At 69.9% G+C, this 13,833-nt stretch carries 13 protein-coding genes; 9 read left to right on the forward strand and 4 right to left on the reverse strand.

Annotation, left to right across the window (positions count from 1 at the left end; translation table 11 throughout):
- Positions 1–11: 11 nt before the first annotated feature.
- Both FFK22_RS38320 and FFK22_RS38325 read right to left on the reverse strand, forming a co-directional pair.
- Positions 12–1,418: a M20 family metallopeptidase gene (locus FFK22_RS38320; RefSeq protein WP_138891816.1), complete on the reverse strand. Its 1,407-nt coding sequence runs from the start codon at positions 1,416–1,418 to the stop codon at positions 12–14.
- Between the two features lie 87 nt (positions 1,419–1,505).
- Entirely contained in the window at positions 1,506–3,833 is a 2,328-nt protein-coding gene (locus FFK22_RS38325) for a molybdopterin guanine dinucleotide-containing S/N-oxide reductase (RefSeq protein ID WP_306770239.1), read from the reverse strand.
- A 130-nt stretch (positions 3,834–3,963) separates the two neighbouring features.
- On the opposite strand from FFK22_RS38325, the gene FFK22_RS38330 reads away from it, so the two are divergent.
- Positions 3,964–4,839, forward strand: coding sequence for a YihY/virulence factor BrkB family protein (locus FFK22_RS38330; RefSeq protein ID WP_186002890.1), 876 nt, complete (start codon positions 3,964–3,966; stop codon positions 4,837–4,839).
- Positions 4,840–4,901: 62 nt separating this feature from the next.
- On the opposite strand, the gene FFK22_RS38335 is transcribed toward FFK22_RS38330, so the two are convergent.
- Positions 4,902–5,543 (reverse strand): TetR/AcrR family transcriptional regulator, encoded by a 642-nt coding sequence (locus FFK22_RS38335; RefSeq protein ID WP_138891814.1) that lies wholly within the window; start codon positions 5,541–5,543, stop codon positions 4,902–4,904.
- 93 nt (positions 5,544–5,636) lie between these two features.
- Here FFK22_RS38335 and FFK22_RS38340 point away from each other — a divergent pair, with 93 nt between their 5' ends.
- The 6 genes from FFK22_RS38340 (at position 5,637) to FFK22_RS38365 (ending at position 11,106) form a co-directional block, all read left to right on the forward strand.
- On the forward strand, positions 5,637–6,638 hold the full coding sequence (locus FFK22_RS38340) for an efflux RND transporter periplasmic adaptor subunit (protein WP_138891813.1): 1,002 nt from the start codon (positions 5,637–5,639) through the stop codon (positions 6,636–6,638).
- Between the two features lie 3 nt (positions 6,639–6,641).
- A complete protein-coding gene (locus tag FFK22_RS38345) occupies positions 6,642–7,889 on the forward strand; it encodes an ABC transporter permease (RefSeq protein ID WP_138891812.1) in 1,248 nt (415 codons plus the stop codon).
- Positions 7,886–8,578, forward strand: a complete 693-nt coding sequence (locus FFK22_RS38350) for an ABC transporter ATP-binding protein (RefSeq protein ID WP_138891811.1) — start codon at positions 7,886–7,888, stop codon at positions 8,576–8,578. Before FFK22_RS38345 ends, FFK22_RS38350 begins: the two co-directional genes overlap by 4 nt.
- Before the next feature lie 84 nt (positions 8,579–8,662).
- Positions 8,663–9,304 carry a LysE family translocator gene (locus tag FFK22_RS38355; protein ID WP_221939184.1) on the forward strand — a complete coding sequence of 214 codons (642 nt, stop codon included), beginning with the start codon at positions 8,663–8,665 and terminating at the stop codon, positions 9,302–9,304.
- A gap of 117 nt (positions 9,305–9,421) precedes the next feature.
- Positions 9,422–10,348: an ABC transporter ATP-binding protein gene (locus tag FFK22_RS38360; protein WP_138891810.1), complete on the forward strand. Its 927-nt coding sequence runs from the start codon at positions 9,422–9,424 to the stop codon at positions 10,346–10,348.
- On the forward strand, positions 10,345–11,106 hold the full coding sequence (locus tag FFK22_RS38365) for an ABC transporter permease (RefSeq protein ID WP_138891809.1): 762 nt from the start codon (positions 10,345–10,347) through the stop codon (positions 11,104–11,106). The genes FFK22_RS38360 and FFK22_RS38365 overlap by 4 nt, the downstream gene beginning before the upstream one ends.
- A gap of 11 nt (positions 11,107–11,117) precedes the next feature.
- On the opposite strand, the gene FFK22_RS38370 is transcribed toward FFK22_RS38365, so the two are convergent.
- Positions 11,118–11,621 (reverse strand): MarR family winged helix-turn-helix transcriptional regulator, encoded by a 504-nt coding sequence (locus FFK22_RS38370; RefSeq protein WP_138891808.1) that lies wholly within the window; start codon positions 11,619–11,621, stop codon positions 11,118–11,120.
- Positions 11,622–11,735: 114 nt separating this feature from the next.
- Here FFK22_RS38370 and FFK22_RS38375 point away from each other — a divergent pair, with 114 nt between their 5' ends.
- Entirely contained in the window at positions 11,736–12,977 is a 1,242-nt protein-coding gene (locus FFK22_RS38375) for a dienelactone hydrolase family protein (protein WP_138891807.1), read from the forward strand.
- A 98-nt stretch (positions 12,978–13,075) separates the two neighbouring features.
- Positions 13,076–13,833: tetratricopeptide repeat protein (locus FFK22_RS38380; RefSeq protein WP_186002892.1), on the forward strand; the 758-nt coding region annotated here is incomplete at its 3' end.

Genomic DNA, 13,833 nt, shown 5'->3' on the forward strand with positions numbered 1-13,833 from the left:
GTGGCCCGGGCCTATCCGGCCTGACGCGACCGCGCCACAGCAGAGCCCCTCTCTCCCAGATCCCAGAACAGCCCCGTCATCATCTGCAGGCCTTCGCGGGCCAGCGGCGCCAGCAGGTGCTCGTCGGGGCCGTGCTGGCGGCAGCCGCCATAGGAGTGCGGCACCCAGACCGTGGCCAGGCCCAGCGTGCCGGCGAAGACCTCGTTCGGCAGCGACCCGCCGACATTGGGCAGCACCATCGGCACAGCACCGGTGGTGGCGGCGATCGAGCCGGCGGCCCAGCGCGCCCAGGCATCGTCGGGGTCGAGGCGCGTCGCCAGCATCGGCGTGCCGGATTCGCTGACCTCGATGCCGCGGAAGCCCTGCGCCTCGAGATGGGCACTGACCGTGCCGGGCAGGTCCGAGACGTCGGTACCGACGACGAAGCGCAGCTGGCAATGCACCCGGGCGGCAGGCGGGATGGCGTTCTGCGGCGCGTCCGGCGTGCCGGCGATGAAGGCCAGCACCTCCAGCGCGTTCCAGCCGAACACCCGCTCGGCCGGGCTCAGCCCCGGCTCGCCCCAGCCCTCGGCCAGCGGTGCCCCTTCCGCGTCGCGGGCGATGGCGACATCGGCCAGGGCCCGGCGCACCGAATCCGGCACCGGCGGCGGCCGCAGCCCGGGCACCCGGAGGGCGCCGCGGGAATCGACCAGCGCCGCGACGGCATTGGCCAGGATGGTGGCGGGGTTGGGCAGCACCCCGCCCCAGTTGCCGGAATGGTGGCTGCCCTCGCGCAGGGTCAGGCGCAGGTCGAAATTGATCACGCCGCGGGTGCCGAGCGCGATCATCGGCCGGCCGACATCGAGCCGCGGCCCGTCCGAGGCGATCAGCACATCGGCGGCCAGCAGGTCGCGGTTGGCGGCGCAGATCTCGTCGAGGCCGGGCGAGCCGATCTCCTCGCTGGTCTCGACCAGGAAGGCCATGTTGAAGCCCAGCCGGCCGCCGCGCGCCTGCAGCACCTGCTCGACCGCGGCGATGTTGATCGAATGCTGGCCCTTGTTGTCGGCGGTGCCGCGGCCGTACCAGCGGTCGCCCTCGACCGTGATCCGCCACGGGTCCAGCCCGGCCCGCCAGCGCGCCGGCTCGCCCAGCACCACGTCGCCATGGCCGTAGCACAGCACGCCGGGCAGGCCGTCGCCCTCCTGCCGCCGGGCGATCAGCGCCGGAGCGTCAGGCGCGGCCGGGTTGGGCACCAGGTGCAGTTCGAAGCCGAGCCGGGCGAGGCTGGGCCCGATCTCGCGCTGGAGGTAATCGAGCAGCGGCCTGCGGTCCGCCGCCTGGCTCTCGGTGCGGATACCGATGCGGCGGTCGAGATCGGCCTTGAACCCGCCCTCGTCGAAATAGCGCGCCGCGCCGGCGATCGCCGCGTCCCGTGTCATCCCTGCCTCCGCTGTCCACTAACCCGTCTTGTGCATTGCCTCTCCCGCCAGGCGGGAGAGGCAACGCAAAACAACGCTCTTGAGCCCCTACTCCGCCGCCTCGACCTTCGGGTCCAGGATCACCGGCGGGTCGAAGGCGGTGACGCGGGGGGCCGGGCCTTCGAGCCGGGCGATCTCGACCAGGCAGGTATGGGCGCTAGGCCCCTGCCCCAGCCGCGAGGTGCCCTGGTCGCGGGTCAGGACGTTCGGGTTGCCGTGCTTGCACAGCGCCCCGATTTCGCCCGGCACCTCCGGATCGTACCAGGCGCCGGTGGCGAGCTGGATGACGCCCGGCATCACCCGGTCGGTGACCAAAGCCCCGGCCAGGCAGGCGCCACGGTCGTTGAACAGCCGCACCACCTCGCCGTCCTGGATGCCGCGGGCGGCGGCATCGGCCGGGTGGATCCAGACCGGCTCGCGGTCCGCCACCTTCTCGCTGCGGCTGGTCACGCCGGCGTCGAGCTGGCTGTGCAGCCGGGTCTTCGGCTGGTTCGAGATCAGGTGCAGCGGGAAGCGCTCCGTCTCCGGCGCGCCGAGCCATTCCGCCGGCTCGAACCACGTCGGGTGGCCCGGGCAGTCGTCATAGCCGAAGCCGGCGATGCGGTCGGAGAAGATCTCGATCCGGCCACTCGGCGTCGGCAGCTTGTTGGCCACCGGGTCGGCGCGGAACGCCTCGAGCAGGATCTTCGGCTTGTCCGACAGCGGCAGCTCGACATGGCCGATCTCCCAGAACTCCTGGAAGCCGGGCAGCTCGATCCCCGCATCGGCGGCGGTGCGGCGGTCGTTCTCGTAGAAATACTGGACCCAGCCCATCTCGTCGCGGCCCTCGGTGAAGGCCTCGCGGGCGCCGGCCCGGTCCGACAGCTCGGTCAGGATGTCGAAGTCGCTGCGCGCCTGGCCGACCGGCGGGATCGCCTGCGGCATGGCCAGGATGTAGGGGTCGCGCGCGGCGCCGCCGATGTCGTTGCGCTCGAAGGTGGTGGTGGCCGGCAGCACGATGTCGGCGCGGCGGGCCACCGGGGTCCACCACGGCTCCTGCACGATCACCGTCTCCGGCTTCGCCCAGGCGCGCAGCAGGCGGTTGAGGTCCTGGTGGTGGTGGAACGGGTTGCCGCCGGCCCAGTAGACCAGCCGCGTGTCCGGATAGGTGATCTTGTGGCCGTTGTAGTCGTCGGTCTCGCCCGGCCGCAGCAGGAGGTCGGAGATGCGGGCGACCGGGATGTAGCGGCCGGTCGGGTTCGGGCCCGGGATGATGCGGGCGCGGCTGCGGCCGTCGCTTGCCGAGCCGACATTGGCCTCGGCGCCGTAGCCATAGCCGATACCGCCGCCCGGCAGGCCGATCTGGCCCAGCATCGCCGCCAGCACCGTGCCCATCCAGTAGGGCTGCTCGCCATGGTCGCCGCGCTGCAGCGACCAGCTGAGGCTGACCATGGTGCGCTGCGACGCCATGCGCCGCGCCAGGCCACGGATGGTGTCGGCGGACAGGCCGGAGATCGCGGCGGCCCAGTCGGCGTCCTTGGCGGTGCCGTCGGACTGGCCCATGAGATAGGGCAGGAAGCGGTCGAAGCCGGTGGTGCAGCGGTCGACGAAGCCGCGGTCGTACAGCCCTTCCGCCACCAGCGTGTGGGCCAGACCGAGCATGATCGCGGTGTCGGTGTTCGGCCGCGGCGCCAGCCATTCGGCCCCGGCCTCCGCCGCCATGTCGTCGCGCACCGGGCCGATATAGACGAACTGCACCCCGGCCTCGCGGCTGCGGCGGTTCCAGTCGCGCTGCTGGTGCTTGCCGGTGCCGCCCGAGGCGATCTGGCTGTTGCGCGGCGGCATGCCGCCGAACGCCACGATCAGGCGGCCGTCGCTGGCGATGCTGCGCCAGTCGGTGGTCTCGACCAGCACCCGGTTGAAGTCGCCGATGATGTGCGGCATCAGCGGCAAAGCAGCGCCGAAGCTGTAGTTGTTGACCGAGGCGGTATAGCCGCCGGTGAAGCCCAGCATGCGGCGCAGCAGGGTCGGGGCGTTGTGCAGCCGGCCGGCGCTGCCCCAGCCGTAGCTGCCGCCATAGATCGATTCGGCACCGTGCTCGGTCCGCACCCGCTCCAGCTCGCCCGCCACCAGATCCAGCGCCATCTCCCACGACACCGGCACGAAGGCGTCGGCGCCGCGCCGGCTGCCGTCGCTGCGGTGCCGGTCGGCCAGCCAGCCGGCCCGGACCATCGGCTGCGGGATGCGCAGGTTCCCGTGCACCATGCCGGGCAGCGAGTTGATGATCGGCGACGGGTCGATGTCGCTGGCATAGGGCTGGATGCCGACCATCTTGTCGCCTTCGACGACCGCCATGACGGCGCCATAGTGGCTGGAGGACGGGCTCAGACGGGGCACGGCGGGTCTCCTGGTCGATCACGGGCGCGGCGCCCAGATGGTCGCAGCCGAAACCGCGGCGTCAACCGGATTTCCGTCATGGCCGCCAACACCTATGGTCGGCGGGGTGGAACGGAGGCGCCGAATCGCCATGACGGCGGAGACCAGGGAGCGGCGGTGGCGGCGCAGGGCGCGCCGCGGCGGCATCGTGCTATGGCGGGTCTGGGGCGAGATCGGCGAGGACCGGGTGTTCGCGCTGGCCGCCGGCGTCGCCTATTATACCCTGCTGGCGCTGTTCCCGGCGATCGGAGTGTTCGTTTCGCTGTACGGGCTGGTCGCCGACGTCTCGACCGTGCAGCGGAATATCGAGGACCTGGCCTTGATCCTGCCGGCCGGCAGCCTGGAGCTGATCGGCGGACAGCTGCAACGCATCGCCAGCCAGCCGCCGAAGAGCCTGGGCCTGGCCTTCTTCGCCGGCCTCGCGATCTCGCTGTGGAGCGCCAATGCCGGGGTCAAGGCGATGTTTGACGCGCTGAACGTCGCCTATGACGAGGAGGAGCGGCGCGGCTTCGTGCGGCTGAACATGGTGTCGCTGCTGTTCACGCTCTGCGCCATCGGCTTCGCCGTGCTGGCCCTGGCGGTGGTGGTGGCGGCGCCGATCGCACTCAACTACATCGGCCTCGGCTCCGATGCCGGCATGCTGATCCGGCTCTTGCGCTGGCCGGCGCTGTACCTGGCGACGATCGCGGCCCTGACCCTGGTCTACCGCTACGGCCCCGGCGGCCGGCGCGAGCATTGGCTGAATTGGGGCGGCGTGATCGCCGCGACCGTCTGGCTCGGCGGGTCGATGCTGTTCTCCTGGTACGTCGCCCGCTTCGCCAATTACGGCGCAACCTACGGCTCGCTCGGCGCCGTGATCGGCTTCCTGACCTGGATCTGGTTGTCGACGGTGATCTTCCTGATCGGCGCCGAGCTGAATTCGGAGATCGAGCGCGAGCGGGACCGGCGGCCGAGGCGAAGCCCTTGAGGCAGCGGGCCGCCTCGTTTCCCTCATTGTCATTGCAATGACGGCGAGGGATCAAACGGCCGTTAATCTTCGGGCGGCTCGGTCAACCCGAGCTGCTGCAGCAGCCGGGCGAGATAGTCGCGCAGATCCTGCGGCGTCGACGGCGCCGGGTCGATCAGCAGACGGTGCAGCATGGCGCCGCTCATCATGTCCTGCAGCATGGCGGTGTCGGCCGCGGCCGGCAGCTCCCCACGCGCCTTCGCCTGGTCCAACATCATCCCGAAGGCCTCGCGCCGCGGCCGCAGATAGGTTTCCCAATAGATCGCCAGCAGCCGCGGATGGCTCTGCACCGAGCCGATCAGCCGGGCCAGCAGCTTGCGGTTCTCGTCGCTCGCCATCAGCTCGGCCCCCGCCTCCATCATCCGGCGCAGCGTCGGGCCCAGCGGCAGCGCGGCGAAGTCGCGGAAATCGGTGACGCCCATGTCGCGCTCGGCATCCTCGCGCACCCGGCCGATCGCCTGGGCCAGCAGCTCTTCCTTCGACGACCAGCGGCGGTAGATCGTGGTCTTGCCGACCCCGGCGCGCCGGGCGATGCGCTCGATGCTCGCGCCCTCGACGCCATGGTCGAGGAACAGCGCCAGCGCCGCCTTCAGGATCGCCTCCTCCGCCGCCCGGCTGCGCGGCCGCCCCGGCGCCCGCTTTCCGCCGGTTTCCGCTGTCGTCACATCGAGCCCTCCGAGCCTGCTCCTGAATCATATATCGAAACGATACTGTCTCGTATATATATTCTCGCCGACCCGCCGCTTTCGGAGTCGCAGGTGAAGACCGTCCGCATCCTGTCCGCCGTCCTGGTGCTGGCGCTGATCGCCGGCGCCGCCTTCTGGCTGTTCGGCCGCCCCGCAGCGGTCGCGACCGTGACGCCCAGGCGCGGCGAGGCGGCGCAGATCGTTTACGCCACCGGCGTGATCGAGCCGCGGGTCTGGGCCAAGGTGACACCGCTGATCCAGGAGCGGATCACGGCGCTGTGCGATTGCGAAGGCGAACCGGTCGACCCCGGCGCCGAGCTGGCCCGGCTGGACAGCCGCGAAGCCGAGGCGACTTTGGCCGAGCTGAAGGCGCGGCAGAAGCTGGCGGCGGCCGAGCACGACCGGCAGATGGTGCTGGCCGGCCGCAACGTTGCCAGCGTCCAGGCCCTGGACCAGGCGCGCAGCGAGCTGTCGCGGCTGGATGCGATGATCGCCGGCCAGACCGCCAAGCTGGAGAACTACGTCCTGCGCGCGCCGATGCGCGGCGTGGTGCTGCGCAAGGACGGCGAGGTCGGCGAAATCGTCGACCCGGGCACCATCCTGTTCTGGGTCGGCGAGCCGAAGCCGCTCTGGGTCATCGCCGACGTCAACGAGGAGGACATCCCGCTGGTCGCGGTCGGGCAGAAGGCGCTGCTGCGCGCCGACGCCTTTCCGGGCCAGGCGCTGCCGGCGACGGTCGACAGCATCACGCCAAAGGGCGACCCGGTGGCCAAGACCTATCGCGTGCGCCTGGCCCTGCCGGACGATACGCCCGTCCGCATCGGCATGACGGTCGACGTCAACATCGTCAACCGTGCCGTGCCGAACGCCGTGCTGATCCCCGCCGAGGCGGTGAACGGCGATACCGTCTTCACCGTCGATGGCGACAGCCGGGCCCGGCGCCGGACGATCGCGGCCGGCATCCGTGGCATCCGCGACATCGAGGTGCTGTCCGGCTTGGCCGAGGGCGACCGGGTCGTCACCCCCTTCCCCGAGCTGCTGGCCGACGGCGCCCGGGTGGCGCCGGAGGGCTGAGCCATGCGGCTGCTGCTCGACCTTGCCGTCACCCACATCATCGGCCGCGGCCGGCAGACCCTGGTCGCGATCCTGGGCACCGCCCTGGGCGTCGGCTTCTCGATCGCCATGGCGGCGCTGATGCAGGGCGGCGAGGACGACTTCGTCGCCCAGCTGATCGACACCATGCCGCATGTCCAGATCACCGATGAGCGCCGCACCGCGGCGCGGCAGCCGGCCGAGGACGAATTCGACGCCGTGGCCATCGCCGGCCTGCGGCCGCGCGACGACCGGCGCGGCATCCTGAACCCGACGGCGGCGGTGGCGGCGCTGAGCGCCTGGATCCCCGGGAGGATGTCGAAGAGCCTGAAGACCCAGGGCGTGGTCCGCTATGCCGGGCAGGACATCGGCATCAGCATCTTCGGCGTCGAGCCGCGGCAGGAGGCGCGCGTGTCTTCGATCGCCCAGGATTTCCGCCAGGGCAGCTTCGATTCGCTGATCGCCGGCGGCAACAACATCGTGGTCGGGGACAGCCTGGCGAAGCGGCTGGGCGCCGATCTCGGCACCACCGTCACCCTGGTCTCCGCCACCGGCCAGACCCGCGCGGTCAAGATCGTCGGCCTGTTCCACACCGGCGTCACCGCCCGCGACGAGGGCGAGGGCTATGTCCTCCTGAAGATCGCCCAGATCCTGAGCGAGCGGCCCAACGCCATCAACGAGATCCGGCTGAAGCTGGACGACCCGGCCGCGGCGCCGGCGGTGGCCAAGCGGGCCGAGGCGCTGATCGGCTACAAGGCGGTGGCCTGGCAGGAGGCGAACGAATCCCTGCTGGAGGCCTTCGTCATCCGCAACATCATCATGTACACGGTGGTCGGCGCCATCCTGCTGGTGGCCGGCTTCGGCATCTTCAACATCGTCTCGACCATCACCCATGAGAAGGCGCGCGACATCGCCATCCTGAAGTCGCTCGGCTTCGAGGCGCGGGACATGCGCCGGCTGTTCCTGCTGGAGGGGCTGACGCTGGGCCTCGCCGGATCGCTGGCCGGGTGGCTGCTGGGCTTCGCCTTGTGCTTCGGCCTGTCGCAGGTGGAGCTGCACATCTCCGGCGGCACGGTGGGGCGCGAGATCACCAAGCTGCCGCTGACCTGGAGCCCCTGGCACTACCTGATCGCCGCCGGCTTCGCCCTGGCCGCCGCCGGCTTCGCCGGCTATCTGCCCGCCCGCCAGGCGGCGAAGCTGAACCCGGTCGACATCATCCGGGGGGCGACATGAGCGCGCTCATCGAGGCCAAGGGCCTGACCCGGGTGCTGCCGGAGACCGTGCCGGTGACGCTGGTCAAGGACGTGTCGCTGGCGATCGGCGCGCGCGAGCTGGTCGCCGTCACCGGCCCCTCCGGCTCCGGCAAGTCGTCGCTGCTCTACCTGCTCGGCCTGCTCGACCGGCAGACGGGCGGGGAGCTGCAGATCGCGGGCAAGAATGCGTCGGCGCTGGGCGAGCGGGACCGGGCTCGGCTGCGGCTGGAATCGATCGGCTTCGTCTTCCAGTTCCATTTCCTGCTGCCGGAGTTCACGGCGCGGGAGAATGTCGAGATCCCGATGCGCAAGCTGGGCCGCCTCGGCGCCCGGGAAATGCGCGAGCGGGCGGATGCGCTGCTCGACGCCCTCGGCCTCGCCGAGCATCGCGGCAAGCGGCCGGACCAGCTGTCCGGCGGCCAGCGCCAGCGCGTGGCGGTGGCGCGGTCGCTGGCCAACGACCCGCCGCTCCTGCTGGCCGACGAGCCGACCGGCAGCCTCGACAGCCACAGCTCGGAGCAGGTCTTCGCCATCCTGTCGGCGCTGGTGCATGAGCGCGGCAAGACTGTGGTGGCGGTGACCCACGACGTCGACCTGGCGGGGCGGATGGACCGGCGGATTCATCTGGTGGATGGGGTGGTGACCAGCGATGAGCGGAACGGGGGGTGATCCAGCAGCTTGTGGTGTACGCCTTGTCGCTCCATTGTGGCCCCTGAGGATCGATTCCCGCCGCCTGCCATCCTGGAGGCCCAGTTGGAGGTCTTGCCGTCCCTCCCCGTCCTCGTCGGTTTCGCCGCCGCCAGCGCCATCCTCGCTATCACCCCCGGGCCGGACATGGCGTTCTTTCTTGGCCGCACGGCACAGGGCGGGCGACGCCTCGGCTTCCTGGCGCTGCTGGGCACCCTGACCGGCCTTTTCTGTCATGCCCTGTTGGCCGCGCTCGGCCTATCGACGCTCCTGGCGTCGTCCGCCAGCGCATTCATGGTTCTGAAGATCGCAGGTTGCGGCTATCTGCTGTGGCTGGCGCTGCAGGCGATCCGACGAGGCGTGGCGCTCCCCGTGGCAGGAAGAGCCGGTGGCCGGAAGGACGCCCTGCGCACCTATCTCGCCGGCGTCGCGATCAACCTATTCAACCCGAAGATCGTCGTGTTCTTCCTGACCTTCCTGCCGCAGTTCGTCAGCTCGGGCGATCCTAGTGCCTCCACGCAGATGCTCGTCCTGAGCCTGCTCTTCATCGCCGTCGGGGCGCTGGCGTGCGGAGCGATCATCCTCTGCGCGGAGAGGTTCATGGCAGCCTGGAGGATGAATCGTCGGGCGATGCGCATCCTCGATTACGGCTTCGCCGGCCTGATGGGTCTGTTCGCAGGAAAGCTCTTGTTCTCAGCAAACCGCTAGGGCGCCCCTCGAACGCTTCCCTGCGGCTTGTCCGCCGGCTGCCGTCGGGGGCCACTCCGGCTGTGCCCACCACAAACCTTCCCCGAATCACCCCCGGCATCGGCTATGGTCGCCGCCATGCCGCCGATCATCACCGTCTCGAACCTGTCGAAGACCTATGCCTCCGGCTTCCAGGCGCTGAAGAGCGTCGACCTGGAGATCCGGCGCGGCGAGATCTTCGCCCTGCTCGGCCCCAACGGCGCCGGCAAGACCACGCTGATCAACATCGTCTGCGGCATCGTCCGGCCGGGTGGCGGGACGGTGTCGGTGGACGGCCAAGACATCGTCGGCGACTACCGCGCCGCCCGGTCCCGCATCGGGCTGGTGCCGCAGGAGCTGACCACCGATTCCTTCACCACCGTCTGGGACACTGCCAGCTTCAGCCGCGGCCTGTTCGGCAAGCCGAAGAACCCGGCCCATATCGAGAAGGTGCTGCGCGACCTGTCGCTGTGGGACAAGAAGGACAGCAAGATCATGACGCTGTCCGGCGGGATGAAGCGCCGGGTGCTGATCGCCAAGGCGCTGGCGCATGAGCCGCAGATCCTGTTCCTGGACGAGCCGACGGCGGGCGTCGACGTCGAGCTGCGGCAGGACATGTGGCGGCTGGTGCGCAGCCTGCGGGACCAGGGCGTGACCATCATCCTGACCACCCACTACATCGACGAGGCCGAGGAGATGGCCGACCGGATCGGGGTGATCCGCAAGGGCGAGATCATCCTGGTCGAGGACAAGGCCGAGCTGATGCGCAAGCTGGGCAAGAAGCAGCTGACCCTGCAGCTGCAGGCCCCGCTGGACAGCCTGCCCGAGACGCTGGCCGCGCATCAGCTGTCGCTGTCAGCCGATGGCGGCGAGCTGGTCTACACCTACGACTCGCAAGGCGAGCGCACCGGCATCGCTGCGGTGATGCAGTCCATCGCCGATGCCGGAATCCGGCTCAAGGACCTCCGCACGAGCCAGAGCTCGCTGGAGGAGATCTTCGTCAGCCTGGTGAGCGAACGGCGATGAACCTCTACGCAATCCGCGCAATCTATATGTCGGAGATGGCGCGCACCGGCCGCACCCTGATGCAGAGCATCCTGTCGCCGGTGATCTCGACCTCGCTGTACTTCGTCGTCTTCGGCTCGGCCCTCGGCTCGCGCATCGAGGAGATCAACGGGGTCAGCTACGGCGCCTTCATCGTGCCCGGGCTGATCATGCTGTCGCTGCTGACGCAGAGCATCTCCAACGCCTCGATCGGCATCTATTTCCCGAAATTCATCGGCACGATCTACGAGCTGCTGTCGGCGCCCGTCTCCTATCTCGAGATCGTCGTCGCCTATGTCGGGGCGGCCGCCACCAAGTCGATCGTCCTCGGCGCCATCATCCTGGCCACGGCCGGGCTGTTCGTGCCGCTGCAGGTGCTCCATCCGCTGTGGATGCTGCTGTTCCTGGTACTGACGGCCGTCACCTTCAGCCTGTTCGGCTTCATCATCGGCATCTGGGCCGACGGGTTCGAGAAGCTGCAGGTGATCCCGCTCCTGATCATCACGCCACTGACCTTCCTGGGAGGCAGCTTCTACTCGATCTCGATGCTGCCGCCCTTCTGGCAGACCGTGGCGTTGTTCAACCCCGTGGTCTATCTGATCAGCGGCTTCCGCTGGAGCTTCTACGGCATCGCCGACGTGAACATCGCCGTCAGCCTGGGCATGACCCTGGCCTTCCTGGCGATCTGCCTCGGCGTCGTCGCCTGGATCTTCAGGACCGGGTACCGGCTGAAGAGCTAGGCGGAGCCGGGCTACTCCGCCTTGCCCCGCCCCCGCGGCCGCGTCGCGTCGGCCACCGACACTTTGGTGCGGCCGAGCAGGTCCATCAGCCGCTCGATCTCGCCGGTCTCCAGCCCGGCTGTCATCTCGGCCACCCAGTCGCCATGCGCCGCGGCCATGGCGGCGAACTGGCGCTCGCCCTCCCCCGTCAGGCGGATGACATGCTTGCGCCGGTCCGCCTGCGACTGCTCGCGCGCCACCAGCCCGCCCTCGACCAGCCGCTCGACCAGCCCGGTCATGTTGCCGTTCGAGACCATCAGCCGCTGGCTGAGTTCGCCCAAAGTGAGGCCCTGGCGCATCTTGTACAGCTGCGCCATCAGGTCGAAGCGCGGCAGGGTGGTGTCGAAGCTCTCGGCCAGGCGGCGGCGAACCTCGCGCTCGATCATGGTGGTGCAGGTCAGCAGCCGCAGCCACAGCCGCAGCTCGACGCGATGGTCCTTGGGCCGGTCGGCGACCGCGGTCTCGGCATCGATCATTCTGCTGCTGTCCCGAACACGGCCGGTGGCCGCCTGATCTGCTTTAAGTTTAAACTATAGCCGCGGACGGCGTCCCGAAGAAGGGCGCCCCTTCCGAGCCAGCGGAGACCAGAGATGACCAGCAGATGGGTCGACATCACGGCCGATGACGGCGGCCGGTTCCAGGGCTATCTGGCGGTGCCGGCGAGCGGCAGCGGCCCCGGCATCCTGCTGTTGCAGGAGATCTTCGGCGTCAACGCGCATCTCCGGGCGGTGGCGGATCTCTATGCCGAGGAAGGCTATGTGGTGCTGGCGCCGGACCTGTTCTGGCGGCTGGAACCGAAGGTCGATCTCGGCTATGGCGAGGCCGATGTGGCCCGCGCCCGCGAGCTGCTGGGCCGCCTCGACATCGACGGTGCCGTCGCCGATTGCGGCGCCGCCCTGGCGACGCTGCGGCGGCTGCCGGAATGCCGCGGCAAGGTCGGCGCGCTGGGCTTCTGCCTGGGCGGACGCCTGGCCTATCTGACCGCCGCACGCAGCCATGTCGACGCCGCGGTCAGCTATTACGGCACCGGGATGGAGCCGCTGCTGGACGAGGCCGGGGCGATCCGCTGCCCGATGGTGTTCCACATCCCCGAGAAGGACCGCCATCTGCCGCCATCGGTGCGCGAGGCGATCGCCGACGCCTTCGCCGGCCGCGACGACGTGCAGCTCTTCGTCTATCCGGGCGCCGATCACGGCTTCAACGTGCCGGCCCGGGCGGTCTACGACAAGCCGGCCTCGCTGATGGCCCATTCCCGCAGCCTGGCCGTGTTCCGCCAGGCGCTGGGACCGCATTACGACCTGCCGGCGCTGTGGGAGCGGCACACAGCGCTGGAATTCGCCACCCGCGACGCCCGCGCCACCATGGCGACGATGGTGGCCGAGCCCTATGTCAACCACATCCCGACCATGACCGGCGGCGTCGGCCAGGAGGAGTTGCACCGCTTCTACGCCAACCACTTCATCCCGAAGACGCCGGCCGACACCCGGCTGGTCCCGATCAGCCGCACCGTCGGGATCGACCGGCTGGTCGACGAGATGCTGTTCTGCTTCACCCATGACATCGAGATCGACTGGATGCTGCCGGGCGTCCCACCCACGGGGCGCTATGTCGAGATCCCGCTAGTCGCGATCGTCCGCTTCCGCGGCGACAAGCTGTACAACGAGCATATCTACTGGGACCAGGCCTCGGTGCTGGTGCAGATCGGCCTCTTGGACCCGGAGGGCCTGCCGGTGGCCGGGGTGGAGACGGCGAAGAAGCTGGTCGACGAGGGCCTGCCGTCCAACACCCTGATGGCCCGCTGGGCGGAGAGCGCACCGGACCGAAAGGCGTAGCGGGATCGACCGGCCCCGAAACGATCCCCCATCGACAGCGGGGCCGGTTTCGATCAAGGATGGGTGTGAACAGGGGGATTTTCGAACAGCCATTTGAGATGCGCATTCAAGGTTTCGTGCTCGGGCTGGTGCTGGCATCGCCGGCGGCCCTCGCCTCCCCGTCGCCCTTCAGTCCCGCGGCGCCGGCTCCATCCGACATCCTGGCCATTATCGCGGCAGCCCCCGAGGCCGAGCTGCGCGGCCTGCGTCTCATGGCCGAATCCGGGGATGCCGAGGCGCAGATCCGGCTCGGCTATCGCCACGAGGCCGGCGACGGCCTCGACCGGGATCTGGCCGAGGCCGTGTACTGGTACCGGCGGGCCGCCGAGCAGGGCAGCGCCCGCGGCCAGTCCTATCTCGGCGACATGTATCGGGACGGCGCCGGGGTGGCGCAGGACGATGCCGAGGCGGTGCGCTGGTACCGCCTGTCCGCCGCCCAGGGCTACGACCGCGGTCAGACCTATCTCGGCTACATGTACCAGGACGGGCGCGGCGTCGAGCGCAACGAGGCCGAGGCGGTGCGCCTGTACAGCCTGGCTGCGGAGCAGGGCTACACCCCGGCCCAGAACAGCCTCGGCTACATGGCCGAGAACGGCCGCGGCGGCGCCCTGGACATGGCTGCCGCGGCCTATTGGTACGGCCGGTCGGCCGAGGCCGGCTCCGCCGTCGGCCAGCGCCTGCTGGGAACGCTGTATTATTCCGGCCGCGGCGTGCCGCAGAGCGATGGCGAGGCGGTGCGCCTCTATCGCCTGGCCGCCGACCAGGGTGACGCCGAGGCCAGGACCAATCTCGGCTGGATGTGCGAAGTCGGCCGGGG

Origin of the sequence: Mycobacterium sp. KBS0706 (genome assembly GCF_005938675.2) — a bacterium.
GTDB lineage: Bacteria > Pseudomonadota > Alphaproteobacteria > DSM-16000 > Inquilinaceae > Inquilinus.

What these genes read in the sequence shown, in the direction of transcription:
- FFK22_RS38320 (WP_138891816.1), bottom strand. Translation starts at nt 1,418, where the DNA reads ATGACACGGGACGCGGCGATCGCCGGCGCGGCGCGCTATTTCGACGAG.
- FFK22_RS38330 (WP_186002890.1), top strand. Translation starts at nt 3,964, where the DNA reads ATGACGGCGGAGACCAGGGAGCGGCGGTGGCGGCGCAGGGCGCGCCGC.
- FFK22_RS38345 (WP_138891812.1), top strand. Translation starts at nt 6,642, where the DNA reads ATGCGGCTGCTGCTCGACCTTGCCGTCACCCACATCATCGGCCGCGGC.
- FFK22_RS38350 (WP_138891811.1), top strand. Translation starts at nt 7,886, where the DNA reads ATGAGCGCGCTCATCGAGGCCAAGGGCCTGACCCGGGTGCTGCCGGAG.
- FFK22_RS38360 (WP_138891810.1), top strand. Translation starts at nt 9,422, where the DNA reads ATGCCGCCGATCATCACCGTCTCGAACCTGTCGAAGACCTATGCCTCC.
- FFK22_RS38365 (WP_138891809.1), top strand. Translation starts at nt 10,345, where the DNA reads ATGAACCTCTACGCAATCCGCGCAATCTATATGTCGGAGATGGCGCGC.
- FFK22_RS38370 (WP_138891808.1), bottom strand. Translation starts at nt 11,621, where the DNA reads ATGATCGATGCCGAGACCGCGGTCGCCGACCGGCCCAAGGACCATCGC.
- FFK22_RS38375 (WP_138891807.1), top strand. Translation starts at nt 11,736, where the DNA reads ATGACCAGCAGATGGGTCGACATCACGGCCGATGACGGCGGCCGGTTC.